General features: G+C 72.0%; 23 protein-coding genes, 1 tRNA gene and 1 pseudogene. 9 read left to right on the top strand and 16 right to left on the bottom strand.

Annotated elements, in window-relative coordinates:
• The first annotated feature begins 389 nt into the window (after nt 1–389).
• Complete coding sequence (locus tag FREUN1FDRAFT_RS25660) at nt 390–1640, top strand: glycosyltransferase (RefSeq protein WP_006543168.1); 1251 nt, start codon at nt 390–392, stop codon at nt 1638–1640.
• Between the two features lie 282 nt (nt 1641–1922).
• Here the strand turns inward: FREUN1FDRAFT_RS25660 and FREUN1FDRAFT_RS25655 are convergent, their stop codons facing one another.
• The 10 genes from FREUN1FDRAFT_RS25655 to FREUN1FDRAFT_RS25610 all read right to left on the bottom strand — a co-directional run bounded on the left by FREUN1FDRAFT_RS25655 (nt 1923) and on the right by FREUN1FDRAFT_RS25610 (nt 8119).
• Entirely contained in the window at nt 1923–2576 is a 654-nt protein-coding gene (locus FREUN1FDRAFT_RS25655) for a PIG-L deacetylase family protein (protein ID WP_006543167.1), read from the bottom strand.
• Between the two features lie 100 nt (nt 2577–2676).
• Nucleotides 2677–3264, bottom strand: a complete 588-nt coding sequence (gene pth / locus FREUN1FDRAFT_RS25650) for an aminoacyl-tRNA hydrolase (protein ID WP_006543166.1) — start codon at nt 3262–3264, stop codon at nt 2677–2679.
• A 23-nt stretch (nt 3265–3287) separates the two neighbouring features.
• On the bottom strand, nt 3288–3917 hold the full coding sequence (locus FREUN1FDRAFT_RS25645; RefSeq protein ID WP_006543165.1) for a 50S ribosomal protein L25/general stress protein Ctc: 630 nt from the start codon (nt 3915–3917) through the stop codon (nt 3288–3290).
• A gap of 286 nt (nt 3918–4203) precedes the next feature.
• Nucleotides 4204–4764: an alkaline shock response membrane anchor protein AmaP gene (locus FREUN1FDRAFT_RS25640; RefSeq protein ID WP_006543164.1), complete on the bottom strand. Its 561-nt coding sequence runs from the start codon at nt 4762–4764 to the stop codon at nt 4204–4206.
• Between the two features lie 98 nt (nt 4765–4862).
• A complete protein-coding gene (locus FREUN1FDRAFT_RS25635) occupies nt 4863–5729 on the bottom strand; it encodes a DUF6286 domain-containing protein (protein ID WP_006543163.1) in 867 nt (288 codons plus the stop codon).
• Between the two features lie 163 nt (nt 5730–5892).
• The gene (locus FREUN1FDRAFT_RS25630) at nt 5893–6258 is read right to left on the bottom strand and encodes an Asp23/Gls24 family envelope stress response protein (protein ID WP_006543162.1); all 366 of its coding nucleotides are present in this window, start codon (nt 6256–6258) and stop codon (nt 5893–5895) included.
• Entirely contained in the window at nt 6255–6503 is a 249-nt protein-coding gene (locus tag FREUN1FDRAFT_RS40130; protein ID WP_006543161.1) for a DUF2273 domain-containing protein, read from the bottom strand. The genes FREUN1FDRAFT_RS25630 and FREUN1FDRAFT_RS40130 overlap by 4 nt, the downstream gene beginning before the upstream one ends.
• 182 nt (nt 6504–6685) lie before the next feature.
• Nucleotides 6686–6919 carry a hypothetical protein gene (locus FREUN1FDRAFT_RS45300; RefSeq protein WP_035953450.1) on the bottom strand — a complete coding sequence of 78 codons (234 nt, stop codon included), beginning with the start codon at nt 6917–6919 and terminating at the stop codon, nt 6686–6688.
• 91 nt (nt 6920–7010) lie between these two features.
• On the bottom strand, nt 7011–7529 hold the full coding sequence (locus tag FREUN1FDRAFT_RS25615) for a hypothetical protein (protein ID WP_006543159.1): 519 nt from the start codon (nt 7527–7529) through the stop codon (nt 7011–7013).
• Nucleotides 7526–8119, bottom strand: a complete 594-nt coding sequence (locus tag FREUN1FDRAFT_RS25610) for an Asp23/Gls24 family envelope stress response protein (protein ID WP_006543158.1) — start codon at nt 8117–8119, stop codon at nt 7526–7528. The genes FREUN1FDRAFT_RS25615 and FREUN1FDRAFT_RS25610 overlap by 4 nt, the downstream gene beginning before the upstream one ends.
• Before the next feature lie 324 nt (nt 8120–8443).
• Between FREUN1FDRAFT_RS25610 and FREUN1FDRAFT_RS25605 the strand changes: the two genes are divergently transcribed.
• Entirely contained in the window at nt 8444–9547 is a 1104-nt protein-coding gene (locus tag FREUN1FDRAFT_RS25605) for a 4-(cytidine 5'-diphospho)-2-C-methyl-D-erythritol kinase (RefSeq protein ID WP_083828814.1), read from the top strand.
• Between the two features lie 64 nt (nt 9548–9611).
• A pseudogene (locus FREUN1FDRAFT_RS25600) lies at nt 9612–11494 on the top strand (ABC-F family ATP-binding cassette domain-containing protein).
• A gap of 39 nt (nt 11495–11533) precedes the next feature.
• On the opposite strand, the gene FREUN1FDRAFT_RS25590 reads toward FREUN1FDRAFT_RS25600, so the two are convergent.
• Nucleotides 11534–12556 (bottom strand): fatty acid desaturase, encoded by a 1023-nt coding sequence (locus FREUN1FDRAFT_RS25590; RefSeq protein ID WP_035953457.1) that lies wholly within the window; start codon nt 12554–12556, stop codon nt 11534–11536.
• A gap of 516 nt (nt 12557–13072) precedes the next feature.
• On the opposite strand from FREUN1FDRAFT_RS25590, the gene FREUN1FDRAFT_RS25585 reads away from it, so the two are divergent.
• The 4 genes from FREUN1FDRAFT_RS25585 to FREUN1FDRAFT_RS25565 all read left to right on the top strand — a co-directional run bounded on the left by FREUN1FDRAFT_RS25585 (nt 13073) and on the right by FREUN1FDRAFT_RS25565 (nt 17492).
• A tRNA-Gln gene (locus tag FREUN1FDRAFT_RS25585) sits at nt 13073–13144 on the top strand.
• 413 nt (nt 13145–13557) lie between these two features.
• A complete protein-coding gene (glmU, locus tag FREUN1FDRAFT_RS25575; RefSeq protein WP_083828816.1) occupies nt 13558–15012 on the top strand; it encodes a bifunctional UDP-N-acetylglucosamine diphosphorylase/glucosamine-1-phosphate N-acetyltransferase GlmU in 1455 nt (484 codons plus the stop codon).
• Nucleotides 15013–15403: 391 nt separating this feature from the next.
• Entirely contained in the window at nt 15404–16378 is a 975-nt protein-coding gene (locus tag FREUN1FDRAFT_RS25570) for a ribose-phosphate diphosphokinase (RefSeq protein ID WP_006543152.1), read from the top strand.
• Between the two features lie 91 nt (nt 16379–16469).
• The gene (locus FREUN1FDRAFT_RS25565; protein ID WP_035953446.1) at nt 16470–17492 is read left to right on the top strand and encodes a tryptophan--tRNA ligase; all 1023 of its coding nucleotides are present in this window, start codon (nt 16470–16472) and stop codon (nt 17490–17492) included.
• A 412-nt stretch (nt 17493–17904) separates the two neighbouring features.
• Here the strand turns inward: FREUN1FDRAFT_RS25565 and rsmA are convergent, their stop codons facing one another.
• Together rsmA and FREUN1FDRAFT_RS25555 are read right to left on the bottom strand one after the other, a co-directional pair.
• The gene (gene rsmA / locus FREUN1FDRAFT_RS25560; RefSeq protein WP_304412157.1) at nt 17905–18741 is read right to left on the bottom strand and encodes a 16S rRNA (adenine(1518)-N(6)/adenine(1519)-N(6))-dimethyltransferase RsmA; all 837 of its coding nucleotides are present in this window, start codon (nt 18739–18741) and stop codon (nt 17905–17907) included.
• Between the two features lie 56 nt (nt 18742–18797).
• On the bottom strand, nt 18798–19622 hold the full coding sequence (locus FREUN1FDRAFT_RS25555) for a TatD family hydrolase (RefSeq protein ID WP_006543149.1): 825 nt from the start codon (nt 19620–19622) through the stop codon (nt 18798–18800).
• A 231-nt stretch (nt 19623–19853) separates the two neighbouring features.
• Here FREUN1FDRAFT_RS25555 and FREUN1FDRAFT_RS25550 point away from each other — a divergent pair, with 231 nt between their 5' ends.
• Together FREUN1FDRAFT_RS25550 and FREUN1FDRAFT_RS25545 are read left to right on the top strand one after the other, a co-directional pair.
• A complete protein-coding gene (locus FREUN1FDRAFT_RS25550; protein WP_006543148.1) occupies nt 19854–21149 on the top strand; it encodes an ABC transporter substrate-binding protein in 1296 nt (431 codons plus the stop codon).
• A gap of 13 nt (nt 21150–21162) precedes the next feature.
• Nucleotides 21163–21840 (top strand): YdcF family protein, encoded by a 678-nt coding sequence (locus tag FREUN1FDRAFT_RS25545; RefSeq protein WP_006543147.1) that lies wholly within the window; start codon nt 21163–21165, stop codon nt 21838–21840.
• A gap of 44 nt (nt 21841–21884) precedes the next feature.
• Here FREUN1FDRAFT_RS25545 and FREUN1FDRAFT_RS25540 read toward each other — a convergent pair whose 3' ends face one another.
• From FREUN1FDRAFT_RS25540 to FREUN1FDRAFT_RS25530, 3 genes are all read right to left on the bottom strand, one after another.
• Nucleotides 21885–22430 (bottom strand): YdcF family protein, encoded by a 546-nt coding sequence (locus tag FREUN1FDRAFT_RS25540; protein ID WP_232295400.1) that lies wholly within the window; start codon nt 22428–22430, stop codon nt 21885–21887.
• Between the two features lie 163 nt (nt 22431–22593).
• On the bottom strand, nt 22594–23754 hold the full coding sequence (locus FREUN1FDRAFT_RS25535) for a hypothetical protein (protein WP_006543145.1): 1161 nt from the start codon (nt 23752–23754) through the stop codon (nt 22594–22596).
• Between the two features lie 15 nt (nt 23755–23769).
• Nucleotides 23770–24398: MFS transporter (locus FREUN1FDRAFT_RS25530; protein WP_006543144.1), on the bottom strand; the 629-nt coding region annotated here is incomplete at its 5' end.

Genomic DNA, 24398 nt, shown 5'->3' with positions numbered 1-24398 from the left:
TCAACGGATCGGCTTCGCCGTGGTCTGATCCGTGATCTGGTTCGCGCCGACAGACGGGCGTGTCACCTCGCGGCCGGTCCGTGTTTATTGCGCTCGCAATGAAGCCGAAACAGCCGTGTTCCCCCGCCGCATTCCGCCGCGGGTCGCACGGGACTTGTCCCGCGGGCCCTGTCGCGCGGGCCTTTGCGCGCGGGCATCTGCCAATCCGGCCGCAGTCCGGTGGTACCAGAGTGCCAGCCGGTCCCACCAGCCGGTCCCACCAGCCGGTGCCACCAGCCGGCCCCGCACGGGCCGGTCCCACAGCGGCGCGGGCGCGGGCGGCGACGCCCCGGCCGTCGTTCGTGGACCGGTCGGCGGCATCGCGGGACCAACGGGCTACAGTTGCTGGGATGAGCGACTCCGAACGCTGGATCGTCGTGGTCGAGGAGCCCTTCCTGCCCGCGGATGCCGGTGGGCGTGTGGAGACATTCAGCTTCCTCACCGCGGCCTCGGCGGCCGGCATCCGGATGCAGGTCCTGGTGCCGTCCCGTACCGACCTCGACATCGCCGCCTATGAGGAGGCCGTTCCCGGCGCGGCCGTCATCCGGCTTCCCCGGGACGACAGTCCCCTCGCGCACCTGTCCCCGCGGCCCTTCATCCACGCGTCGCGCCCCGTCGGGCCGCTGCGCAAGGCCCTGCAGCAGACGCCGCCCCGAGCGGACTTCGTCATCAGCTACAGCTGCCGGACGTCGCATCTGGGCGAGGAGATCGCACGCATCTGGCGTCTTCCGCACCTGGTGCGCGCGCACAACATCGACTCGGAGTTCTTCCACGTCCTCGCCCGGAGCTCCAGCGGGCCCCGCGCGGTCGCCTACGAGCTGGAGTACCACCGCCTCCGGCTGGCCGAGCAGGAGATGCACCACTCACCGCTCATCAACGCCATCGCCGACATCTCGGTCGAGGACCACGAATGGCGCCGGCCGCGGGCGAGCGTCCCGACCTACCATCTGCCACCCTTCCTGCCGGCCAGCACGGTCGCCGGTGTGCGGGCGGCGGGCGGGCTCGCGGGCATCGAGCGGGCGGGGACCACCGCGGTGTTCGTCGGCTCGCTGGACACGCCCACGAACATCGAGGCGCTGCGATGGTTCCTCGGGGGCTGCTGGCCGACGATCCGCCAGCGCCACCCCGAGGCGATCCTGCAGGTCGTCGGGCGGCGCCCCGAGGATGGGCTGGCGCAGTGGCTCGGCGGTTTCGACGGTGTCGAGCTGCACACCGACGTGCCGAGTGTCCTCGGCTACGTCGCCGGCGCCACGGTGTCGGTGAACCCGATGCAGTCCGGGTCCGGTGTCAACATCAAGGCGATCGAGGCGATGTCGGTCGGCACACCGGTGGTGAGCACGCCGACGGGCAGTCGTGGCCTCGGCTGGCGCGCGGGTGAGCATCTGCTCGTCGCGGACGATCCGGCCGCGTTCGCCGACGCGGTCTGCGGCCTGCTGGAGAACCCGTGGCTGGCCGCCGAGGTCGGCACCGCGGGCCGCGACTTCGTCCTGCGAGAGCTTGATCATGCGACGCTCATCGGCCGCCTCCGGAGCATGCTGGCCGATCAGCATCACGCGGCGACAGCCGCGGCGCCGGGCCAGCCGGCCGCGACACCCCGATAGCCCCAGCGGATCCCGAGCTCCGGGCTGCCGTCGCGGCCGTTGCTGACAGGCGAGATCTGACGATTCTGGTCACGGGGGTGACGCAGATCCTCAGATCTTCGAGCCGAGGCTTCGGGCTGCCGCTGCCGCCTGGCAAGACTGGAGGATTTTGGTTGTTGGAACGCCAAAATCCTCCAATGTGCCTTTTCCATCTCACGTTTGTCGAGCGCCGTAGGCACAGGCCGGAGTCGACGACGAAAAAGGATCACTCTTCGTGATTGCCGTGTGGCCAGCCGCCGGCGATCACCACAGGAGCGTCAGCTTGCGCGCGTCGAAGGCCTCGGCGTAGCGGCTGCCGCACTCCACGCCCCGCAGCCGCATGGTGGCGCGAAAGGTCTCCTCGTCGAACCAGACCCGGTCATGCTGGCTGCGGAAATGCCGCTGCAGGTGCTCGACCTTGGCTGCGACCACCGACTCGGACACCGGCACGTAGAGACTGGGCGTGCCCCGGTCGCCCTCCCACTTCGGGATTTCGTAGCCGAGGATCAGCGCGCCCCGGAAAGCCTGCCAGGCCAGTTCGGCCAGCATGCGATGGTCCTGATGGGCATCGCTCAGTGAGGGCGCGAAAACGATGTCCGGCGTGATCTGGCGGGCGATCTGGAGCAGCATCTCCTTCACCCCGCTCCACTCGCGGGGCAGGAACCCGTCCCTGACCTCGTGCAGGTGCAGCGAGCCCAGCGACGAGCCGAGCAGCTCACGGGCACTGGCCTCGGCCTCGGAGCCCCGCTCGCCACCGCCGGAGAAGACCACCCAGTGGACCATGGTCCCCGGGCGGGAGGCGATCATCTGGGCGATTGTGCCACCGGCGCCGATCTCCACGTCATCGGCGTGCGCGCCGAGCGCGACGACGGTGTAGGAGTCGCCCGAGAGCGGGCGCCCGGGCGTCAGTGCGAGCATCGAGGGCTCTGGTCACTCAGCACCCCGCCAACTTACCCGGATGCCCAGCGGGCGAACATGGTTGGCGCACGGCGCATTCGCCCTGCCTGCGCCGTGCCGGTCAGCCGGCGTGGAAACGGTTCTGGACCGCGGAGAGCTCCTCCTGGAGCAGTGACTCGACCGCATCCGCCGCGCTGTCGACGAGCAGCGGAAGTTCCTTGCGCTCGACCGTGCTGAAGTCACGAAGCACGAAGTCCGCCGGGTCCATCCGGCCAGGCGGGCGGCCGATGCCGACCCGCACCCGGAGATAGTCACGCGAGCCCAGCGACGAGGTGATCGACCGGAGACCGTTGTGGCCGTTGTCCCCGCCTCCGCGCTTGAGCCGGATGGCGCCGAACGGGATGTCCAGCTCGTCGTGCACGACGATCACGTGCGCGACGTCCACCTTGTAGAAGGCCCGCAGGGCAGCCGCCGGAGGCCCCGAGACGTTCATGAACGTCCGGGGCCTGGCGAGCACCGCCGGACGGCCGGCGAGGCGCACCTGGTCCACATCGGCCCGGGAGCGGTGGGACCGCAGCCGAGCGCCGGTGCGCTCGGCCAGCAGGTCCACCACCATGAAACCGACGTTGTGCCGGTTCCCGGCATAAGCGGGGCCAGGATTGCCGAGGCCGACGACGAGCCAGGGCCCGTCGTCGGCGGAAACGTCCACGTGGCTCGCCGAACGGCTCAGGTTCAGGCCGACGCGGCGGCTTCGGCGGTCGCGGCGCCCTCGGCGCCCTCGGTGGTCTCACCGAGGTCGGCCTCGACCTGGGCCGCCGTCTTCTTGGCCAGCCCCTGCACGATGACCAGTTCGGCATCGGCTTCCAGCTCGACGCCGCGCGGCAGCTCGAGCTGGGAGGCGGCGATGCCGTGCCCCGGCTCGAGACCGGTGATGTCGACCTCGATGGTGCTGGGCAGCGAGGTCGCGTCCGCCTTGACGGCGAGCGCGGTGACCTGCTGGTCGACCAGGGTGTCGGGGTGGGCGTCACCGATGAGGATGAGGGCGACCTCGACCGTGACCCGCTCACCGCGGTTCACCAGGACGAGATCGACGTGCTCGTAGCTGCCGCGGATCGGGTGGCGCTGCACCTCCTTGGGGAGGGCGAGCTCGGTGCCACCCGAGAGCTCCAGCGTCAGCAGGACGTTGGTACCGGCGTCGGTCTTGAACGCGTGCAGCAGATCGTGGGCGGGCAGCGCGATGTGGCGCGGCGGCTGGCCGTGACCGTAGAGAACAGCCGGGACCTTGCCGGCCCGGCGGGTGCGACGAGCCCCGCCCTTCCCGAACTCGGTGCGCGGCTCCGCGGCGATGCGGACCTCGGACATGGGGGCGCTCATCCTTTCAACAACTGATAACTCGGCGCCGCCGGGACAATCCCGCACAGTGCCAGCTCACACTGTGCTCTTCACACAGCGCCAGCTCGCACAGTGATGGATCGGTGCCGGACGGCGAGACCGCGAAGGACGCGGTTCTCAACAGTACCGGACGCACTGCCGTCAACTCCTGACGGGTGTCGTGTCGCCCAGGACAGTCTCACCTATTGGACGGTTCACCCGACGGACAGTGTGACCGACCCGCCGCAGTGTGACCGACCCGCCCGGGAAGCAGGCATCAGAGCACCCGGGCCGGCGGTGCAGCGTACACCCCGAGCTCGACCTCGGCCGCCAGGTCCGGACGCCCCAGCGCGCGCTGTGCGCGCGGCAGGACGCGGCCCTCGACGTCGGAACGCACCGCCCGGGCGTCCGCGCCGGCCTCCACCTCGACGGCCATCCGCAGCACCGGCCGTCGCGGACGCCCCCGAAGATCCACCCGGACAGCTCGCACAACCGGGTTGCACAGCAGGTCGTCCGCGACGGCGTCGGTGAGCGCGGCGCTGCCCACATGGACACCACCGACCGCGTCGTCGGTGATCTGGAGTCCACGCGGCCGGCCGGTACTGAGCTGAGCGAACAGCCAGCCGAGCGCGCCCAGTGCGAGAAGGCCGGCCGCCGTGCCCACCGCCGGCCAGAACCAGCCATACCGGGCCGCGAAGGAGCTGGTCTCGGGGCCGAGCACGGCCTGGTCGGCGAAGGCCGTGCCGAACACACCGAAACCGGCCAGGAGGACGACCACACCGGCACCGAGCAGAAGCAGGCCGAGCAGCCCCAGCAGGACACGGTTCCAGCGCTCCACCGCCGGCAGGTACCGGCGTCGCCGCGGCCCGGCGGGGCCTGCGTGGCGCCCAGCGCCTCCGCCGCCACCAGCGCCAGCTCCACGCCCACCGGCGGGCCTCACCGCTGTCGCTCCCGCGCTCCCAGGGCGTCCTGTGCGGCGGCCGCACCATCCGCGGCACCGCCACCTGCGGCACCGCCGCCCGCCACGTGGGCGTCCTGCGCATGGGCGTCCCGTGCATGGGCGTCCCGTGCATGGGCGCCGCCGGCGACCCGGCGCCTGGCCGCGGACGTCCCCCAGCCGGTCGGGGCCCCCGCGGCACCGTCGGGCAGGATCCCCCGGTGGCCCCGCCGAAGTCGTCGCGGCCGCCCGCCGACAACCGGCTCCACCACGAGCCGCGGCGGACGTTGCAGCTCGAAGGACTCGATCGTGCGCGCGAGCCGTGCCCGGACCTCCGTCACCGCGCCGACAGACGTCCGCCCGCGCAGCCGTGGACGGACCACCGCGCGGCGACGCCTTACCCGCACCGACACGGACGTGATCCCGTCGGTCGCCAACGCCGTGGCGCGAAGTGCTCGGGCGAGGGCGCTGCGGGGCACGTACACGGCCACCTCCGCCGCCCTACCGGACGCGGACGCTCCGGACACGGACACCCCGGAGGAGGACACGCGGGACGACGACACGCCGGACGACGACACGCCGGAAGCACCGGAGGTGGTCGGACGGGCCTGGAACCGGGGCCTCCCGCCAGCCCGGGAGCCGCGCAGGAGCAGGCCGAGGCCGACGAGCGCGAGCAGCACGCCCCAGAAACGGGCCGCGCCGGACGACCACGCCCAGGCAGTGAGGTGGGCCGACCAGGCCGGCCAGTCGACGATCACCGGCCCGCGCCCGCCGGACGCGGCGACGATCTCCACGACCGCGATCACACCGGCGGCCGCGAGCAGCGCCGCGACGAGCGCGGCAAGAACACGGTTACCGGGCCGCATGGCGCCTCCCTCAGCCGCTAAGATCCCCGTCCAGCTGTTGGGCCTCCCCCGCGACGCCGACTCCGCGATCACGAAACGGAGGTCCGAGCGAACGACCAGCTCACTTCGATCTGCCCGGCGGTAGCCGTCCCGACACGTCGCCACCGCGGGCGGGCGGAGGACCTCAGTGCGCCCGCACCCCGGCGCCGGCCGGCCCGCACAGCATCGGCACCTCGATGTCGATCTGCGCGACGGTGAGACCAGCCAGTGCGGCGACCCGCTCACGCACCCGGTTGCGGACCGCCTCGGCCGTCGCCGCGACCGGCGCCGGGTACACGATCGACAAGGTCAGCGACACCCGGACCGCTCCGTTGACGACCTTCACCGACGTCTCGGGCCAGCGCCTGAGACGGCCCCGCCTCCCCAGTCGGGGCGGCGGGGCCGCGACGTCCTCGACCTCGGCCGCGGCGATCGCGGCGATCTTCGCCACCACCCGTTCCGCCACCCGCACCGAGCCCGGGCGGGCCCCGGCCGGGGTCCTGATGTTCATGTCCGCCCCCGACGGCGCTCGCCGCGGACGAACCCGTCGCGTGGCGAACGGGCCGAGCGTTCCGAGCCCGACCGGGCGCGGACCCACTCAAGGCGACTCAGATCGATGTCACCATCAATGATCTTCCCGACGAACAGGCCGATCGCACCGAAGAGCAGAACGATGAGGAACTCACCGAAGCCCCCGAACGCCAGCGCGATACCAGCGACAAGCCCGGCGACAAGCCCGAGCGCACCCGATCGCATCCAGGCACCTCCCATAGACCTCATCGGCCCTCACCGGCCTCATCGACGTCATCGACTCGACCGCCGGACCCGGCACGACTCAAGGACTCACGGTTCAACGAGTGGCTCACGGCGCACCGAGTGCCGGACTCGGCACGCTGGGTCAGTACCTAGTCTCACCCGGTTACCCGGGACCTTCCAGTTCACGAGCGGCCACCCGTCCGCACCAGCACACGGGCGAGCGCCGCGAGGATGCGCCGGAGCACGCCGTGGCGCCGGTAGAAGGTGAGGGTCTGCGACGGCCGAGCGTCGTCGAACGCACGCAGCCCTTCGGCGAACGCCACCGGGTCACCGCCGCGGTCCGGGTGGTTCGCGAGAACGAAGCGCCGCCGGGCGGCCTGCAGCCGCGCCCGCTCCGCCGCCGCTTCGGCCACCACGGGGCGGGACGGGTTCCAGCCGGCACGGCCAGCGCGGCCAGCGCGGCCGGCGTGCGTGGCCCCATGGGCGGACTCCCCAAGCCCGCGGCGGTCAGCTGCCCGAGCCGGCATGGCTGAAACCCTCAACTCTCCGACCCGCGGGCCTCTGAACCGAAGGCTGCGATCCTCGACCTGCGGACGCCGAGCGCGCCGGCTCCCCGCAGCTTTCATCCCTATTAGTGACAGTTGTCGGCGCCGTGTGGTGGCGAGCGCCGCAGGTCGGGGACGGCCACCCCGGCAGGTCAACGTCGAGATCGGCGATCACCACGTCCACCCGCCGGGTCTCCGGAGTCGCGATGAGAACCGCCGACCGGACCTGGTTCGCCAGTTCGGTCATGGTGGGGCCGTAGCGGCAGACCACCGCGACGACGACTGCGTCCGGTAGAACCCGCACCGCCTCGGCCGGGCGACCGGCCAGCCGGATCACGTCCGGACACGCCCGCACCTGTCGCTCGATCGCGCGCGGGTCGGTCCTCCATCCGCGACCCGCACCCGTGGTGGACCGGGGCCGCGCGCCCGCGGCCGCTCCGGTGGTGTTGATGGCGCCGGTGGTGGTGATGTCGGTGCTCACTGCACTCGGGGGCCCTGTTCCGGCTCCTCATCGCCGATATAGATGTCATCGACCGCGATGTTGACTTCGGTGACCTCCAGGCCGGTCATCTGCTCGATCGAGTCGACGACGTTGCGCCGGACGGCCTGGGAGAGATCGACGATCGAGACCCCGTACTCGCAGACCACATCGAGGTCGACGGCCGCCTGCCGTTCACCGACCTCGACCGCGACCCCCTGCGACACGCTGGGAGTGGTGCCCGGCAGCCGGGATTTGAACGTGCCCATCGCACGGGTTCCGCCGGTTCCGAGGTCGTGCACCCCCGAGACCTCGCGGGTGGCCACCCCGGCGATCTTGCGTACGACCGAGTCCGAGATCGACGTCCGGCCATGGGGCGTCACCAGTTCGGTGGACGTGCGCTTGGCCATCGCTCCCGAGCGCTCGGAGGTGCCGTTACCGCGGCCTTCGTAGCGGTCCCCGCTGCCAGCCGGGGCCCCCTGGGACGCCGACTGCCCGGAATACCCCGACCAGGTCTGCCCGGGTCCCCCACGCGCCGCCGCTTGGTCCTGGGCCGAGTCGGCTGTGGCCTCGGTCCGAGTGCTGGTCGTCATCGCTGCCCCTCCCGCGTCACGGTTCCTCGCGTCCGGCCGACCGGAACACCCGGGCCGACCGCACCTCGCCGGACATCAGGCCGGACCATCGGGCCGGACCATCGGGCGCACACCCGTCGTGGTCTGCGATCACCGGCCATGGCCTGCCATGTCCCGCGAGCTGTGCACCACACGGGTACCCGCCCGGACCGGACTAATACGTCCGCCCGGCACACGGAGCCGATCGGACGCCGCGACCGATAGGTTGAGCGCAAGCCCTGGTGACCACCACCGGCCACGCCGAGCGCGCTCGCCGCGAGCGACGCCTGAGCCAAGGAGCGTCCGCTGCCTCGATCGAATCCGGGTCGACGCACCGCCGAACCCGGTCACGCCCAACCCACCGTCACCGTTCGCGCTCCCGCCAAGGTCAACCTGCACCTCGGAGTGGGCCCACTGCGCGCCGACGGCTACCACGAAGTAACGACGGTCCTGCAGGCCGTCTCTCTCTACGACGAGATCACCGCGACGTCGATCCCGCCGGAGACGCTGGCCGGCCCGGACGGCTCCGGCCCCGTCTTCACCGACGAGGACCCGATCATCGTCACGGTCGGTGTCGCGGGCGAGGGCGCCCGGCCGTCGAGCCCGGCGGGCGCCGACGGCGACGACACGCCGACGGGCGGCGACACGCCAGCCGAGTCGTCGATCTCGGTGGTGCCCACCGGCCGGGACAACCTGGCCGTCCGCGCCGCGTACCTCGTCGCCGAGGCGGCCGGCATCCACGGGGAAGCGGCCCATCTGACCCTGTCGAAGGGCATCCCCGTGGCGGCCGGCATGGCCGGCGGCAGCGCGGACGCGGCCGCGGCCCTGGTCGCCTTCGACGCCCTGTGGGGAGCCGGCCTGGACCGCGCGACCCTGGTGGAGCTGGCCTCCCGGCTGGGCAGCGACGTCCCGTTCCCGCTCGCCGGCGGGACCGCGCTCGGCACCGGCCGCGGCGAGCAGCTGACCGACGTCCTCGGGCGTGGCGAGTACCACTGGGTGTTCGCCCTCGCCGACGGCGGGCTGTCCACCCCCGCTGTCTACGCCGAGTTCGACCGGCTGGCCGAGGGCCGGTTGCAGACCGGCCCGACCCCCGCCGACGCGGTGCTCAGCGCCCTGCGCAGCGGTTCTCCCGAGGAGCTCGGCGCCGCGCTCGTCAACGACCTGCAGCCGGCTGCGCTGCGGCTGCGTCCCTCACTGCGGCGGGTCCTGGAGAGCGGCCTCGAGCTCGGGGCGATCGGCGCGATCGTGAGTGGCTCCGGGCCGACCTGTGCCTTCCTCTCACGGGACGCCGCCGCCAGCGTGTCGCTCGCGGCGAGCCTCGCCGGCATGGGTGTCGCCCGGGCGGTCCGGCGTGCGCAGGGGCCGGTGGCGGGCGCCCAGGTGCTTCCCCCGTCATCCACCTCGGCGTGACGGGGACCCGCGTGCCAGTGACAGGCGTGACGGTCACAGGCGTGACGATGGCGCGGAGGCCGGCGTGAGCGCCGTCGTCGTCTCGCTGGAGACGGTTTCCGCCGCGCACGGCACGCGGGTCCTGCTCGACGGGGTGAGCCTCGGGCTCGGTACCGGGGAGCGGATCGGTGTGGTCGGCCGCAACGGGGCCGGGAAGTCCACCCTGCTGCGCATCCTCTCCGGCGAGGCGCTGCCGGACTCCGGCCGGGTCGTGCACGCCGGTGGCACGCGGATCGGCGCGCTGTCCCAGACCGACGCGCTGCCCGCCGGCACCGTCCGTTCGGCGGTCGTCGGCGACGTGGCCGACCACGTGTGGGCGGCCGACCCCCGGCAGCGGGCGGTGCTCACCGGTCTCGGGCTGCTCGATCGGCTCGACGAGGGCACCGCCACGATGTCCGGCGGTGAACGGCGGCGGGTCGCGCTGGCCCGCCTGCTCGTCCAGGAGCTCGACCTGCTCATCCTGGACGAGCCGACCAACCATCTCGACGTCGAGGGCGTCGCCTGGCTGGCGCGTCACCTCGCCTCCCGGCGGTGTGCCCTGCTCGTCGCCACCCACGACCGCTGGTTCCTCGACGAGGTCTGCGACCGCGTCTGGGAGGTCGTGGACGGGCGGATCGACGCCTACGAAGGCGGCTACTCGGCCTACGTGCTGGCCCGGGCGGAACGCGCCCGGCGGGCCGACGCGACCGAGGCCCGGCGGCAGAACCTGCTCCGCAAGGAGCTGGCCTGGCTGCGCCGTGGCCCGCCGGCCCGGACCAGCAAGCCGCGGTTCCGCATCGACGCCGCCAACGCGCTGATCGCCGACGAGCCACCAGCCCGCGACAGCCTCGCACTGCGCACGTTCGCCGCCGCACGCCTGGGCAAGGACGTCTTCGACGTCGAGGACGCCACGCTGTCCGTCGGTGGCCGTGAGCTGCTGCACGACGTGACCTGGCGGCTCGGGCCCGGCGACCGGATCGGTCTGGTCGGTGTCAACGGCGCCGGCAAGACCTCGCTGCTGCGCCTGCTCACCGGTGCCCTGCGGCCGGACTCCGGGCAGGTCCGGCAGGGCGCCAGCGCGCGCGTCGCGGTCCTGTCCCAGGAGGTGGCCGAGCTGCCGGGCGAGCTGCGGGCGCTGGAGGCGGTCGAGCAGGTCGCCCGTGTCCTCACGCTGGAACGCGGCCGGGAACGGACGGCCGGTCAGATGCTCGAGCAGTTCGGCCTTCCGTCGGGCCGGCAGTGGACCCGGGTACGTGATCTCTCCGGTGGCGAGCGGCGCCGCCTCCAGCTGCTGCGGCTGCTGATGGAGCGGCCGAACGTGCTGCTCCTGGACGAACCCACGAACGATCTCGACACCGACACGCTGACCGCGCTCGAGGACCTGCTGGACTCCTGGCCCGGGACCCTCGTGGTCGTCAGCCACGACCGCTACTTCCTGGAGCGCACCTGCGACGTCGTGATGGCCCTGCTGGGCGACCGGCGGATCACCATGCTGCCGGGCGGGGTCGAGGAGTACCTGGCCAGGAGGGCTGCGGCCGAGGCCTCGGCCGGCCCCCCGGGCCAGCCGCCAAGCGCGGCCGGGACTGTCGGCGGGGGCGCCGTCGGCCGGTCCACCGCCACCGACCGGTCCGCCGGGAACGGGTCCGGGCCGGGACCGGCGCGGGGACCGGGCCCGGGGTGAGCGCACCGGCGGCTCCGGTGATGACCTCCGGCGAGCTGCGGGCGGCCCGCAAGGAGCTGTCCCGGTTGGAGCGAGCCCTGGAGAAGCTCGAGCGCCAGGAATCGGAGCTGCACACCGCGCTGGCCGAGGCCGCCACCGATCACAGGCGCATCCTCGCCCTGAACACCGAGCTGCAGGCCGTCACGGCACAGAAGGACTCCACCGAGGAGCAGTGGCTGACCCTGGCCTCGCGGATCGAGGGCTCCTGACCCGCGAGGCAGCGGCGCCGGGCCGCCCGGCCGACGCGGTCAGACCCGTTTGCCGGCCAGGCGCTCCGGATCAGGCCAGCGGACGTCCCAGACCAGCCGCAGGGTCTCGAGCAGCTTGATGCCGTAGAAGCTGGTGTCGACCTGCCAGGGCCGGACGCCGTGCCGGGCCGAGGTCGGCTCGGCGTGGTGCAGGTTGTGCCAGGACTCGCCCATGGACAGCAGCGCCAGCGGCCACACATTGCCGGAACGGTCCCGCGAGCGGTAGGGCCGCGAGCCCAGGACGTGGCAGATGCTGTTCACCGACCAGGTGACGTGGTGCAGCAATGCCACCCGGACGAGCGAGGCCCAGAAGAAGGCCTGCACAGCCGCTTCGAACGAACCACCCCACAGCCCGCCGACAAGCGGGGGCACCGCGAGGCTGACAAAGGCGCAGAGGGCGAAGGCGTGACTGATCCGAACAATCATCGGGTCGTCCAGAAGGTCTGGAGCATAGCGGCGCTGATCGGTCTGCTCAACGTCGAAAAGCCAGCCGATGTGGGAGTGCCAGAGCCCGCGTGCGAGCGCGACCGGCCCGGTGCCGTAGCGCCACGGCGAGTGCGGGTCGCCGTCGGCATCGCTGAAGGCATGGTGGCGCCGGTGGTCCGCGACCCAGCGGATCACCGGGCCTTCAATAGCCATGTTGCCGGCGATCGCCAGCGCCGCCCGCACCGGCCGGGAGGTCTTGAATCCACGGTGGGTGAAATACCGGTGGAATCCAATCGTGACACCGTGGCCGGTGATCGCGTACATCACTGCCGCCAGCACCACGTCACGCCAGGAGATCCAGCGCCCCCACAACAACGGAACGGCCGCGACAAGCGCGGCGAACGGAACCAGGATCGTGGCCAGCAGCACAGCCTGTTCACCGCGTGCCCGGGCGACCGAGCCCGGCATGGCGCTGTGGCGCTCCTCCGGCGACTCCGACGCAGGTCGGCCGGCACTCGCGGAGCGCTGGTCACCGTCGGCGACAGGCACACCCCGAGGCCTGTTTTCAGTAGTTTTCACCGTGTCGGCAGCGGTCATCGGCTTCATCCCGTCCGTCGCGGTGGGCCGCTCACTGCCGACCCTGTAGTCGCCACGTTAGCCCGCTTGGATGACGGCCGGCCCCATTCACGGCGTCCGCCACGCAAACGGGCCGTGCAACCGGGTACGTGCCGGACCGCGGCGCGGCAGATCGCGTTCTTTACGCGAGCACTGATTCCCCGACCGGTCGGTCCTGACACCCCCCGCAATGTGATCATCACCTTGTGTCCTTAGGGAGCCGGCGGGCGACGTGTAGCCGGCCGGGCACCAGGTGAAGGCGAAGGGCGGCGGGCCACGGGGACAATAACGGGCCGTGGCCGACCGGAGTCGCTGCGGCGACTCCGGCGGCCACGGGGGCGACACTGCAACCGTGCTGCCGCAGCCGCGGCGGCGCGTGGCCGGCGAGACCACACGCACGCACGCCCAGACCCGCGAATATTTCTTCCCATCGCCGCGGCGATGGTAGACTAGCGCCGGAACTGGCCGGCCTTTTCCCAACGGCCCCATTCCTCACGGTCCGCCGTAGTGTAATCGGCAGCACAGGAGATTTTGGTTCTCTTAGTCCACGTTCGAGTCGTGGCGGCGGAGCACGAGGGAAGCAGGGTATTCCGGGCCCACGGGCCACAATATCCCGTCAAACGTATCTCTGTATTCGAATCCCCGATTTCGATATCGTATTCACACGATCCCTGATCTGGCGATGGACCCACTCGACGCTGTTGCCTTTTCCATCTCGCGGCCCACAGTCAGCGACGCCACAGGTCCCAGTCGACGGCGGAAAAGGCTCATTGAACCTTTTCCGTCTCATGGTCACGGTCAGCGACGCCGCGGGTCCCCTGCCGGCGACGGAAAAGGCTCATTGGGTAGAGTGCTGCCCCGGTAGGCTGCCAGTCGATGCCTCACGTTCCGCGAGTGAGCCGGTGCAGGTCGACCGGTTCGGTTCGGCCGTCGGCGAGGCAGGTCAGGCGCAGCCCGGTTCCGTCGAGATTGCGGGAGCTTCTGTGACTCAGCCACGTCCGGCCGCTGTCATCGTCCTCGCGGCGGGCGAAGGCCGGCGAATGCGTTCGAAGCTGCCCAAGGTCCTGCACCGGCTCGCCGGGCGCACCCTGCTCGAGCATGTGCTCCACGCGGCCACGCCGGTCCAGGCCGAACGCACCGTGGTCGTCGTCGGCCACGGGCGGGAGCAGGTCACGGCGATGCTCGCCGACCGCGCGCCGCACGTGATCACCGCGGTGCAGGAGCACCAGGGCGGCACCGGGCACGCCGTGCGAGCCGCGCTCGGCGCACTCGGCGATCTCCCGCCGGACGCACCGGTGATCGTGCTGCCGGGTGACGTGCCGCTCCTGACCCGCGAGGCGGTCACCGGCCTCGTCGAGCATCACCACGAGACGGCGGCCGCGGCGACGATCCTGACGGCCGCGGTCGCGGACCCCACCGGGTACGGCCGGATCGTGCGCGGCCCCGGCGGCCGGGTGCGGGAGATCGTCGAGCAGCGCGACGCGGATGCGGCCACCGCGGCGATCAACGAGATCAACACCGGCGTGTACGTCTTCGACGTCGAACTGCTGCGCGGCGCGCTCAAGCGGCTCACCACCGACAACGCACAGGGCGAGGAGTACCTCACCGACGTGGTCGGCCTACTCGTGGCGGACAGCCAGCCCGTGGCGGCACATGTGCTCGCGGACGCGGCCGAGGCGGGCGGTGTCAACGACCGCCGGCAGCTCGGCGAGGCCGGCCTCGCCCTGCGCGATCGCATCGTCAACGCGGCGATGCTCGCCGGGACCACCGTCGTGGACCCCGCCTCCACCTGGATCGACGCCGACGTCCGGCTGGAGCCCGACACGACGCTCTGGCCGAACACCCATCTGCGCGGGGCCACCAGGGTCGCCGCCGGCGCCGAGATCGGGCCGGACTGCACCCTCATCGACACGGTGGTCGGCGCGGACGCCCGGGTGACCAGTTCGGTGACGGAACGCGCCGAGGTGGGCCCAGGCGCCGTCGTGGGCCCGTTCGCGCACCTGCGCCCCGGCACCCGGCTCGGCCGGAACGGCAAGATCGGCGCCTTCGTCGAGACCAAGGCCGCCGAGATCGGCGCCGAGAGCAAGGTTCCGCACCTCGCCTACGTCGGGGACGCGGTGATCGGCGAACGGAGCAACATCGGCTGCACCACCGTGTTCGTGAACTACGACGGAGTCGCCAAGCATCGGACGGTGATCGGCTCGGACGTCCGCATCGGCAGCGACACGATGCTGGTAGCCCCCGTCACCATCGGCGACGGCGCCTACACCGGTGCCGGCTCCGTCATCCGGGAGGACGTCCCGCCCGGTGCGCTGGCGGTCCGGGAGGGGCGCCAGCGCACGATCGTCGACTGGGTGCTGCGCCGACGTCCCGACAGCCCCGCGGCGCGCGCCGCCGAAGCCGCGAGGAGCGCCGTCCAGCGGCAACCTGAAACGTGAGTTGAAGCACAGCGCAATCCTCGCCCCCTCCATTCGCTGGCATTTGCCCCGTTCCGGGTCGAACGTGGGAGAGGCTTGGTCAAAGTTGTGCCAGTCCAGGGTTTACGGTCGACGTCTGGGGCGCGAAGGGACCGCCCGATCCCGACGCAGCCCCCTTCAGCCCTGCGCGATGCCTGGTCGGAGGGGGTAGATCTGCCCTGACCGCGCGGCGGCGTTGCCCAGGTCCCGGCTCGCGACGGGCACCACCCGACCATGGGTGTGTCGCCCAGCGGCCACCGGACGGTCCCCTGAGGGCGGGCCCGGCCGACATTGCTTCCCCGTCCGCCAGCGCCCCTGCCAGGCCGCCTGCCAGAGGTACGAGCCACCAGCCATGCGCCTTGAGGAGATATCGGTGGGATACCAGACCGAGAACCGTCGGAACCTGATGCTCTTCGCGGGACGTTCCCACCCCGAGCTCGCGGCGGAGGTCGCCCGAGCTCTCGATGTGGAGCCCGTGCCGACGAACGCCTACGAGTTCGCCAGCGGCGAGATCTTCGTCCGCTTCGAGGAGTCCGTCCGCGGCTGCGACGCCTTCGTGCTCCAGTGTCATGGCGCACCGGTGAACACCTGGCTGATGGAGCAGCTGATCATGGTGGACGCGCTCAAGCGCGCGAGCGCCAAACGCATCACCGTCGTCGCCCCGTTCTACCCGTACGCCCGCCAGGACAAGAAGCACCGCGGGCGTGAGCCGATCTCCGCCCGGCTGGTCGCCGACCTGTTCAAGGCCGCCGGCGCGCACCGGCTGATGTCCGTCGACCTGCACACCGCGCAGATCCAGGGCTTCTTCGACGGGCCGGTGGACCACCTGTTCGCGCTGCCGCTGCTGGCGGACTACATCGAGAACAAGCTGGACACCTCGGAGGTCACGGTCGTGGCTCCGGACTCGGGCCGGGTCCGGGTCGCTGAGCGGTGGACCGACCGACTCGGCTGCCCGCTGGCGATCATCCACAAGCGCCGCGACCCGGACGTCCCGAACCAGGTCAAGATGTTCGATGTCGTGGGTGAGGTCGACGGGCGCACCTGCGTGATCGTCGACGACATGATCGACACCGCCGGCACGATCACCAAGGCGGCCGAGTCGCTGAAGGAGCATGGCGCGACCAACGTCATCGCGGCGGCGACCCACGGGGTGCTGTCCGGCCCCGCCGCCGACCGGCTGAAGAACTCCGAGATCAGCGAGGTCGTGCTCACCAACACCCTGCCGCTGCCGAGCGAGGCGCGCATCGACAAGATCACCGAGCTGTCGATCGCGCCGCTGATCGCCGCCGCGATCAAGGCCGTGTTCGAGGACGGATCAGTGACCGGCCTGTTCGGCGGAGACGCCTGACCAGCCGGCTTTCTCCTGTCTTCCACCGCCCCGGTGCCGTACTGATGTCGGCTGCCGGGGCGGTCGGCCGCTGTCCGTAGAATCAGGCAGCATGACGCAGGATCGCCGCCGGGTGTCGCTGACCGGGATCAAACCGACCGGTGAACCCCACCTCGGCAACTACATCGGGGCGATCCGGCCCGCGCTTGAGCTCACGGCGACCTACGAGTCGATCTACTTCATCGCCGACTACCACGCCCTGACCTCGATCAGGGACAGGGCGCAGTTCGCCGCCTACACCCGGTCGGTCGCGGCCACCTGGATCACGCTCGGCCTCGACCCCGAGCAGACGACCTTCTACAAGCAGTCCGACGTCCCGGAGATCTTCGAGCTCACCTGGATCCTGTCCTGCGTCACGGGCAAGGGCCTGATGAACCGGGCTCACGCCTACAAGGCCGCACGCGACCGCAACGCCGAGAGCGGCGCCGCCGACCTGGACGCCGGCGTCAACATGGGGCTGTTCAACTACCCCATCCTGATGGCCGTCGACATCCTCATCATGGGCTCCGACGTGGTCCCCGTGGGGCAGGACCAGGTCCAGCACGTCGAATACGCGGCGGACATCGCGGGCTCGTTCAACCACCTCTTCGGCAGCGAGTACAGCCTGAAGATCCCCACGGCGCTGATCCCGGCCGGCACCGGTGCCCGGACGATGCCCGGCACCGACGGCCGAAAGATGAGCAAGTCCTACGGCAACACGATTCCGCTGTTCGCACCGCCGTCACGGCTGCGCAAGCTGGTCCGCGGGATCGTCAGCGACAGCACCCCCGTCGAGGAGCCGAAGGACCCGGACAGCTCCGCGGCCTTCCAGATCTACGAGAACTTCGCGACGCCGGACGACGTCAAGGACATGCGGGTCCGCCTCGAGCAGGGCGGCACCGGCTGGGGCGAGCTGAAGAACGCCCTGTACGAGACGCTGGAGGCCTGGCTGACCCCGCTGCGGGCGCGGTACGACGAGTTGGTCGCCCCCGGCAGCGAGCTGGACGCGATCCTCGCCGCAGGCGCGGAGAAGGCCCGCGACCGGGCCCGTCCAGTCCTCGCCGGCGCCCGCCGCGCCATCGGCGTCGACAGCTAGCGGAGCGCCGGAAAGCCTGCCGCAAGATCCCAAGTCTCGGACTGCCTCCGCCGCTGCTGCTGCCTCCGCTTCCGCCGCTACCGCTACCGCAACCGCTGCCTCCGCTTCCGCCGCTGCCGCTGCCGCTGCCGCTGCCGCTGAGCAAGACTTGAGGATCTTGGCTGCTAGAACAGCCGAAATCCTCACTTCTTGCGGATTACCAAGCGACCACCCGCCCCGTTTGCACCTATTTGCGCGAATTGCTGGCGCTGCGCGGCGGCGCGGGTTCCCCGGTGAGGCGCTGTACGGCGCGCGGGTTCCCCGGTGGGGCGCGCCGTGCGGCGGGTGGGCACGGACCCGCCAGGTCAATATCGGCGGGCTGGATCCGCCGCTTCTCGGGACGTCGCGGCTCGCTCGAGAGCGACCAGAATCCTCAACTCGTCGGGCCGTCGCTTCGGCCCGCCACTGCGGCCTGGTACGCGACCCGCGCGTAGGCCTCGACGTCGAGAGTCTCGCCACGGGCACCCGGGTCGACACCAGCGGCACGGATGATCTGTTCGGCCCGCTGCGCGGAGCCCGCCCACGACGCCAGCGCCGTCCGCAGCATCTTGCGGCGCTGAGCGAAAGCCGCGTCCACCAGAGCGAAGACCTCGGCCCGGGCGGAGTCGTCTCCCGGCGGGGCGGGGCGTCGGTTGAAGGCGACGAGGGCGGAGTCGACGTTGGGCTGCGGCCAGAACACCGGGCGGGGAACCGCTCCGGCCAGGCGCGCGTCGGCGTACCAGGCGAGCTTCACGCTGGGTACCCCGTAGATCCGCCCGCCCGGCGGGGCGGTGAGCCGCTCGGCGACCTCCGCCTGCACCATGACCAGGCCCCGGCGGATGGTCGGGAACCGCTCGAGCAGGCCGAGCAGAAGCGGCACCGCGACGTTGTAGGGCAGGTTCGCCGCCAGGACCGTCGGCGCGGCGAGCTCCGCGGGCAGGTCCGCGGGCCGCACCCGCAGACCGTCGGCCTCGACGACGTGCAGCCGCTGCGCGAGCGCGGCCGGCAGCCGGGCGGCCGCCGTCTCGGGCAGGGCCGCGGCGAGCAGCGGGTCGACCTCGACCGCGACCACCGCGCCGGCCTGCGCGACCAGGCCGAGCGTGAGCGAACCGAGCCCGGGCCCGACCTCCAGTGCCACGTCGTCCGGGCCGATCTCGGCCAGGCGGACAAGCCTGCGGACGGTGTTCGGGTCGACCAGGAAGTTCTGGCCGCGCCGCTTCGTCGGCCGCAGGTCCAGTGACTGCGCGAGCTCCCGGATGTCGGCCGGCGAGAGCAGCGCTTCGATCTCTACCAGGGTCCGAAGGTCCGTTCCGCGTTGGCCGCGATCGCGGCGGCGAACTCGTCCACCGCCGTGCCGCGCGTCTGCGCGAGCAGCCGCAGGGTCAGCGGGACGAGGTACGGCCCGCCCGGCCGGCCCCGCCACGGGACCGGGGTGAGGTAGGGCGCGTCCGTCTCCACCAGCAGCAGCTCCTGTGGGGCGATCGCGGCGGCCTCGCGCAGCGCCTCGGCGTTCTTGAACGTGACGTTGCCCGCGAAGGACATCACATAGCCGGCGTCGGCGCAGACCTTGGCCATCTCCGCGTCGCCGGAGAAGGCGTGGAACACGACCCGCTCCGGCGCGCCTTCCTCCGCCAGGATGCGCAGTGTGTCCTCGTGCGCCTCGCGATCGTGGATCATCAGTGCCCGGCCGGTGTCCTTGGCGATCGCGATGTGCCGCCGGAAGCTCTCCTGCTGGGCCGCGTGCTGCTCCGGCGGGGTGCGGTAGTAGTCCAGGCCGGTCTCCCCGACCGCGACGACGCCGTCCGCGCGGGCAAGCGCGGTGAGTGCCTCGAACGTGGCCTCGTCGACCCCGGCCGCGGCCTCGTTCGGATGGATCGCGACGGCCGCGCGCACCTCGGGATGGGCGGCCGCGATCTCGGCCTGCCACCGGCTGGTCGGCAGGTCGATGCCGACGGTGACCATCCGGGTGATGCCGACCGCGAGCGCCGCGGCGATGGCCTCGTCGACCGACGCGTCCATCAGATCGAGATGGCAGTGCGCGTCGACCGCGGGCACGGCCAGCGGCTCAGGCGGCGGCGGAGGGTCGCCGACCCGGCCGGAGTTCCTCGCCACCAGGCCGCTCCTCACCGATCGATTCACCCGTCGAATCACTCGTCGACGCCAGGGCGGACGTTGCCACCCCCGGACCAGATCTTAGAGCCTTCTCCATCGTCGGCTCGGACTCGCGGCATCCGGAGGCCGTGGCCCGTGAGATGGAGAAGGCTTTGTAGGACTCCCGCCGGACCGGCCGTGCCCGCAGCCGTGCGATTCTGAAGGAGTGCTTGACCTCACGGGCTTTTTCCAATGACGACAACACTTCCCGTAGCGCTGGTCACGCCGCTGACCGGCCCGGACGCGGCCGGCGGCCTGGCAACGCTGCGGGGTATGACGCTCTGGGCACGTGACGAACGGCTACCACCGCCCTGGGATGAGATCGCCGTCACGGCCTACGACGCCTACCCTGACCCGGTCCGCGCGATGCGCTCGGCGGCGGCCGCCGAACCAGCGGCGATCTTCGGCCCGGTCGGCTCCCGGGCGGCCGCGGCGGCGTTCGGCGCCACCGGCCGGCTCGTGTTCAACGCCGGCGCCGCGTCCACCCGCTTCGTCCGCCAGTCCTTCCCCCACGTGGTGAACGTCGCGGCACCGGCGTCAACCTGGCCACGCGGAGTTCTGGCGGCGATCCGCTCGGTCGACCGGCAGGCCCGCCGGGTCGCGCTGCTGGCCTCCGGCGAGATGGCCGTCGAGCTGACCTCGGTGTGCAAGGCCGCGGCGCGTGCCCAGCGCTTCGAGGTCACCTCCAACGTCTTCCCCGCCGGGCGGGGCGCCACCGCCGCCCGCCCGCTGCCACCGGCGGACGTCCTCATCGTCCACGCGGGTGCCGAGGACGAGCTGGAGATCGCCAACGTCCTGCTGCGTCGCTCGTGGCGAGCCGCGGCGTTCTCCACCGCGGTGAGTGCCGAGGCGACCGCGACGCTGGGCGCGCTGCGGGAGGGCCTGCTGGCCCCGGCGAGCTGGGCCCCGGACGACGTCGCCGAGGCTGGAACCGGGCCGACCGCGCGCCAGTTCTCCGCGGACTTCACCGCGCTGCATCACGTGGCTCCGACGGAGACCGCGGCCTGGGCGTACGTCGCCGGGCTCATTCTCGGCCGCTGCATCCGCCGCTGCGGCGGCATCGGCGACACCGCGCTGCTCGCCGCCGCGCGGGGGCTGGACACGACGACCCTGCTGGGCCGTTTCCGGCTCGACGAGGCGACCGGGCTGCAGGTCGGTCACCAGGTGCCGATCGTCCAGTGGCAGTCCGGCGCGTCCTGGACGGTCTGGCCCCGGGACGCGGCCCGTGCGCCGTTCCATCATCCGCGCTGGAACGCACCACCCCCGGGTGGTCTCCCTGGCGGGCACGACACCCTCAGTGCACGGGGGGCGTCCGGCCCCGCGAGCGGCGCGGGCGGCGCGCCGGGGGCGGATGCGCCGGCCGGCGGGGTTCCTGAGCGGACACTGCCCCTGCCCACGCAGGACACGCAGACCCGGCCGTTCGGCCTCGGCCGGCCGCGTCCCGGCCTGGGCACCGGCGGCTTCGGCACCACGCATCGGCCGAGCTGAGAGAGGGGCCCGGATGTCGGTACCGCCCTCCCCGTCGGCACCGCCCGGCCCGCAGGTTCCGCCCCAGGGCCAGGCCACCGAGGGCGCGGCTGCTCCGGGCCAGTCCGCCTCGGACCAGTCGGCCCCGGACCAGTCGGCCCCGGGCCGATCCGCTCCCGCTCCGGGCCGGGCTCGCGGGCGGCGTCGCGCCGCCACGATCGTCACGCTCGGGGTCGCCAGCCTGCTGTTCCTCGGCGCGACAGTCCGGCTGTTCGTCCTCCCCCGTCGCGACGATCCAGCCCCGGTCGATGCCATCGTCATGTTCGCCGGCAGCCCTGGCCGGTTCGAGCAAGCGGTCAGCCTGGCCCGGGCCGGGTACGCGCCCACCCTCGCGGTCTCGGTGCCCACCGCGGAGGACCCCTGCCCGCCACCGATCCCGAACGTCGAAGTGATCTGCTTCGCGCCGGATCCGCTCACCACGCAGGGCGAATCCCGCTGGACGGCCGACGCGGCCGCCCGGTACGGCTGGCAGTCGATCATCGTGGTCACCTCGACGACCCAGGTGACCCGGGCGCGGCTGCGGCTCGAGCGCTGCTATTCCGGGCAGATCCTGATGAGCCCGGTGCCGCCGCCCCGCCTCATGTGGCCGTACATGATCGCCTATGAGTGGGCCGCGATGGTCAAGGCGCTGGTTCTGCAGCGCGACTGCTGACGCCTGCTGACGCCGGCGCCGCCCCCCGGCGCCGCCGGATGCCCTCAGCAGTCGCGCTGCCAGACGACGGCCTTGACGGTCGCCGCCACCTGGTAGGCGAACAGGTACGGCCAGTCACGCAGCGGGGTCTCGACGACGTCCACGAGGACCTCGCCGTCGTAGCACCGGCCGATGCGCAGCCGGGCTCGGCTGTCCTGGGAACGGTCGGTGACGAACAGGATCGAGTTCCAGCCGCGCTCCCGCGCCAGCCGGCCGGCTTCCTGGGCCTCACCCTGGGTCGTCCTGGGGTCGGGCCAGAAGCAGATGATCTCCACCTCCCGCCCGATCCGAGCCGTGTCCGGGCACCGGTTGGTACCCGGCAGGGAGATGACGACCACCGGAGCGATTCCCGAGCGTGCCAGGTCGATCGTCTTGTCCAGCCGATGCCCGGGGCCCCCGAGCATGAAGATCGCATCCACCGGGCGGGGGTCGTCGATCTTCGGGAACACGATCATCCGTACCGTCGTCAGGACGAGCAGGAGCGCGACACCGAGCACCCCGTAGCGAATCGCCAGCCGCCGCCGCGATCTTCGCTGCTGCTGTGCGTCCACGATCACCACCGTGACGTTAGACGCCACCCAGGGCGCCCGAGCCACGGCGCGGAGTGCTCTCTTTCACGTCAGCCGACTGTTGCCACCCGCCGCTGCCGAACCCCCACGATCTGGGACGCCGCCGGCCGCGCCGCTGCCCGCGCTGTCAGCCCCAGCCGCGCCGTCAGCCACGGAAGGCCGGAGACCACGCCTTGGCCACCAGGATGCGGGCCTTGCCGGAGCCGTCGGCCGGCTCGACCCAGGTGTCGGTGATCGCGGCGTCGCCACCGTCCCGCGGAAGGCCATAGGCGATGGTCTCGTTGTCGTACCAGGCGATCTGGTCGTCGACCGACCGGGTGTCGCTCAGGTGCGTCCGGCGCATCGTCCGCAGATCCAGCACGGTCGCGACCCAGCGGACCGGCCCGTCACCGGCGACCCGTTCCTTGAAGGCCACCCGGGTGCCATCGGGAGACAGGGAGGGGCACTCCACGTTGGTGGTCAGGGTGTGCACCTCGTGGGCCCGCAACGACCCCCGCACCAGGTAGGTCGTCCCCTCCGTGGACAGCGTGGCGTAGAACGTGTCGTCGTCGGCGGCGAAGGTCACTCCCCAGAAGTTCTGGTCCACCGGGTTGATGCGCCTGTCATCCCGGTAGATCGCGAACTGCTCGAGGTTGCCCAGCTCCTTGCGGTTCACCACGTCGTACAGCGTGGTGGTGGTGGAGAAGGCGGGGCCCGCGTACGAGTGGCCGGTCTCGAACACGGTGACCGCGGCCAGCCGCGCGTCCGCCGACAGCCGGGCCCGGCTGGGCACGCCGGTCAGCCGGAAGGAGTGGAGCACGTGGAAGTCGGCGTCGAACAGGAACGCCTGGTAGGTCGTGACGAAGCCCCGGTCCGAGCTCAGGCACAGGCCGATCTCACCGCGGACGTCGACGCGGTCGCAGGACAGTCGCGTCACGGCCGGCACGCCGCCGGGATCGCTCAGCGGAACCATCGACACGAGGCCGTAGGTACTGTCCCGCGCGGTGGACCGGAAGATCACGCGAGGATCACCGCGCAGGGTGGACGGATCAAGCTCCGCGGCCGGGTTGCGCACCGCCTCCGCTCGGTCCGCCTTGAGATCGGCATCCCGGCGCAGCACATGGACGATGTATCCGGAGCCCACCAGCAGGCAGCCGATCAGGATTACCAGGAACGCCGCGACGGCCCCACGCGGACGCGACGACGGTGCGTCCGGCACATCGGACACGTCCGGTGCGTCCGGTGCGCCCGACGGGTCCGGTGCCTCCGACGGGTCGGCGTCGACCACCCCTGCGGCCTCTTTCTCACCCACGACTTTCTCACCCACGGTGACCTCGCTCCTTCACCCGGTTCTGACTCTCGCGGGCCCGGCCGTGCGCCGGCCCCCACCCGCACCACGCAACGCCACGACAGCCAGCATGATCGCGATCAGGCCCGCCAGCACCGCCCAGCGAAAGGCCACATCCGGCCCACGCCACGTCCACAGCGCACCGAAGGCGACAGAGCCCGTGAGCTGGGCGAGCGCAACCCCGGTCTGGACGAGCGCGAGCCCGCCCGTGCGAAGCTCCGCGGGGACCAGCGCACTCGCCGCCGCGGCGAGGACCCCGTCGGTCGCCGCGTAGTAGGCGCCCATCATGACCAGCACCGCGATCAGCCCCAACATCCCCGGCTGGGCGAAACAGAGCACAAGGTAGACACCGCTGAGCGCGAGGTAGCCACCGACGAAGACCCTCCCCCGGCCCACAGCGTCGGCCAGCAGGCCCAGGGGAAGCGCCAGGACCAGGTAGACGCAGTAGACCCCGGCGGCCAGCAGCGGGAAGTAGGCCATGGCGAAATCGAGCCGCTGCTCCAGCCTGAGGTAGACGAACCCGTCGCCGATCGTGCACAGCGCCAGCCCGACTCCGACACAGGCCAGCCGCCGGTAGCCCGGGGCCCGCAGCAGCCCGAGCGTCGCACCGGCCGACGGCGCCC

The sequence above is a fragment of the Parafrankia sp. EUN1f genome (assembly GCF_000177675.1).
Classification (GTDB): domain Bacteria; phylum Actinomycetota; class Actinomycetes; order Frankiales; family Frankiaceae; genus Parafrankia.
This window is presented reverse-complemented; position numbering and strand designations above follow the sequence as displayed.

Bases quoted from the DNA above. Each gene is read 5' to 3' on its own strand.
- FREUN1FDRAFT_RS25590 (WP_035953457.1), bottom strand. From the start codon at position 12,556: ATGACCGCTGCCGACACGGTGAAAACTACTGAAAACAGGCCTCGGGGT.
- FREUN1FDRAFT_RS40130 (WP_006543161.1), bottom strand. From the start codon at position 6,503: ATGCGATCGGGTGCGCTCGGGCTTGTCGCCGGGCTTGTCGCTGGTATC.
- FREUN1FDRAFT_RS25565 (WP_035953446.1), top strand. From the start codon at position 16,470: ATGACGCAGGATCGCCGCCGGGTGTCGCTGACCGGGATCAAACCGACC.
- FREUN1FDRAFT_RS25660 (WP_006543168.1), top strand. From the start codon at position 390: ATGAGCGACTCCGAACGCTGGATCGTCGTGGTCGAGGAGCCCTTCCTG.
- FREUN1FDRAFT_RS25635 (WP_006543163.1), bottom strand. From the start codon at position 5,729: ATGCGGCCCGGTAACCGTGTTCTTGCCGCGCTCGTCGCGGCGCTGCTC.
- FREUN1FDRAFT_RS25610 (WP_006543158.1), bottom strand. From the start codon at position 8,119: ATGACGACCAGCACTCGGACCGAGGCCACAGCCGACTCGGCCCAGGAC.
- FREUN1FDRAFT_RS25645 (WP_006543165.1), bottom strand. From the start codon at position 3,917: ATGTCCGAGGTCCGCATCGCCGCGGAGCCGCGCACCGAGTTCGGGAAG.
- FREUN1FDRAFT_RS25630 (WP_006543162.1), bottom strand. From the start codon at position 6,258: ATGAACATCAGGACCCCGGCCGGGGCCCGCCCGGGCTCGGTGCGGGTG.
- FREUN1FDRAFT_RS25655 (WP_006543167.1), bottom strand. From the start codon at position 2,576: ATGCTCGCACTGACGCCCGGGCGCCCGCTCTCGGGCGACTCCTACACC.
- FREUN1FDRAFT_RS25550 (WP_006543148.1), top strand. From the start codon at position 19,854: ATGACGACAACACTTCCCGTAGCGCTGGTCACGCCGCTGACCGGCCCG.
- FREUN1FDRAFT_RS25545 (WP_006543147.1), top strand. From the start codon at position 21,163: ATGTCGGTACCGCCCTCCCCGTCGGCACCGCCCGGCCCGCAGGTTCCG.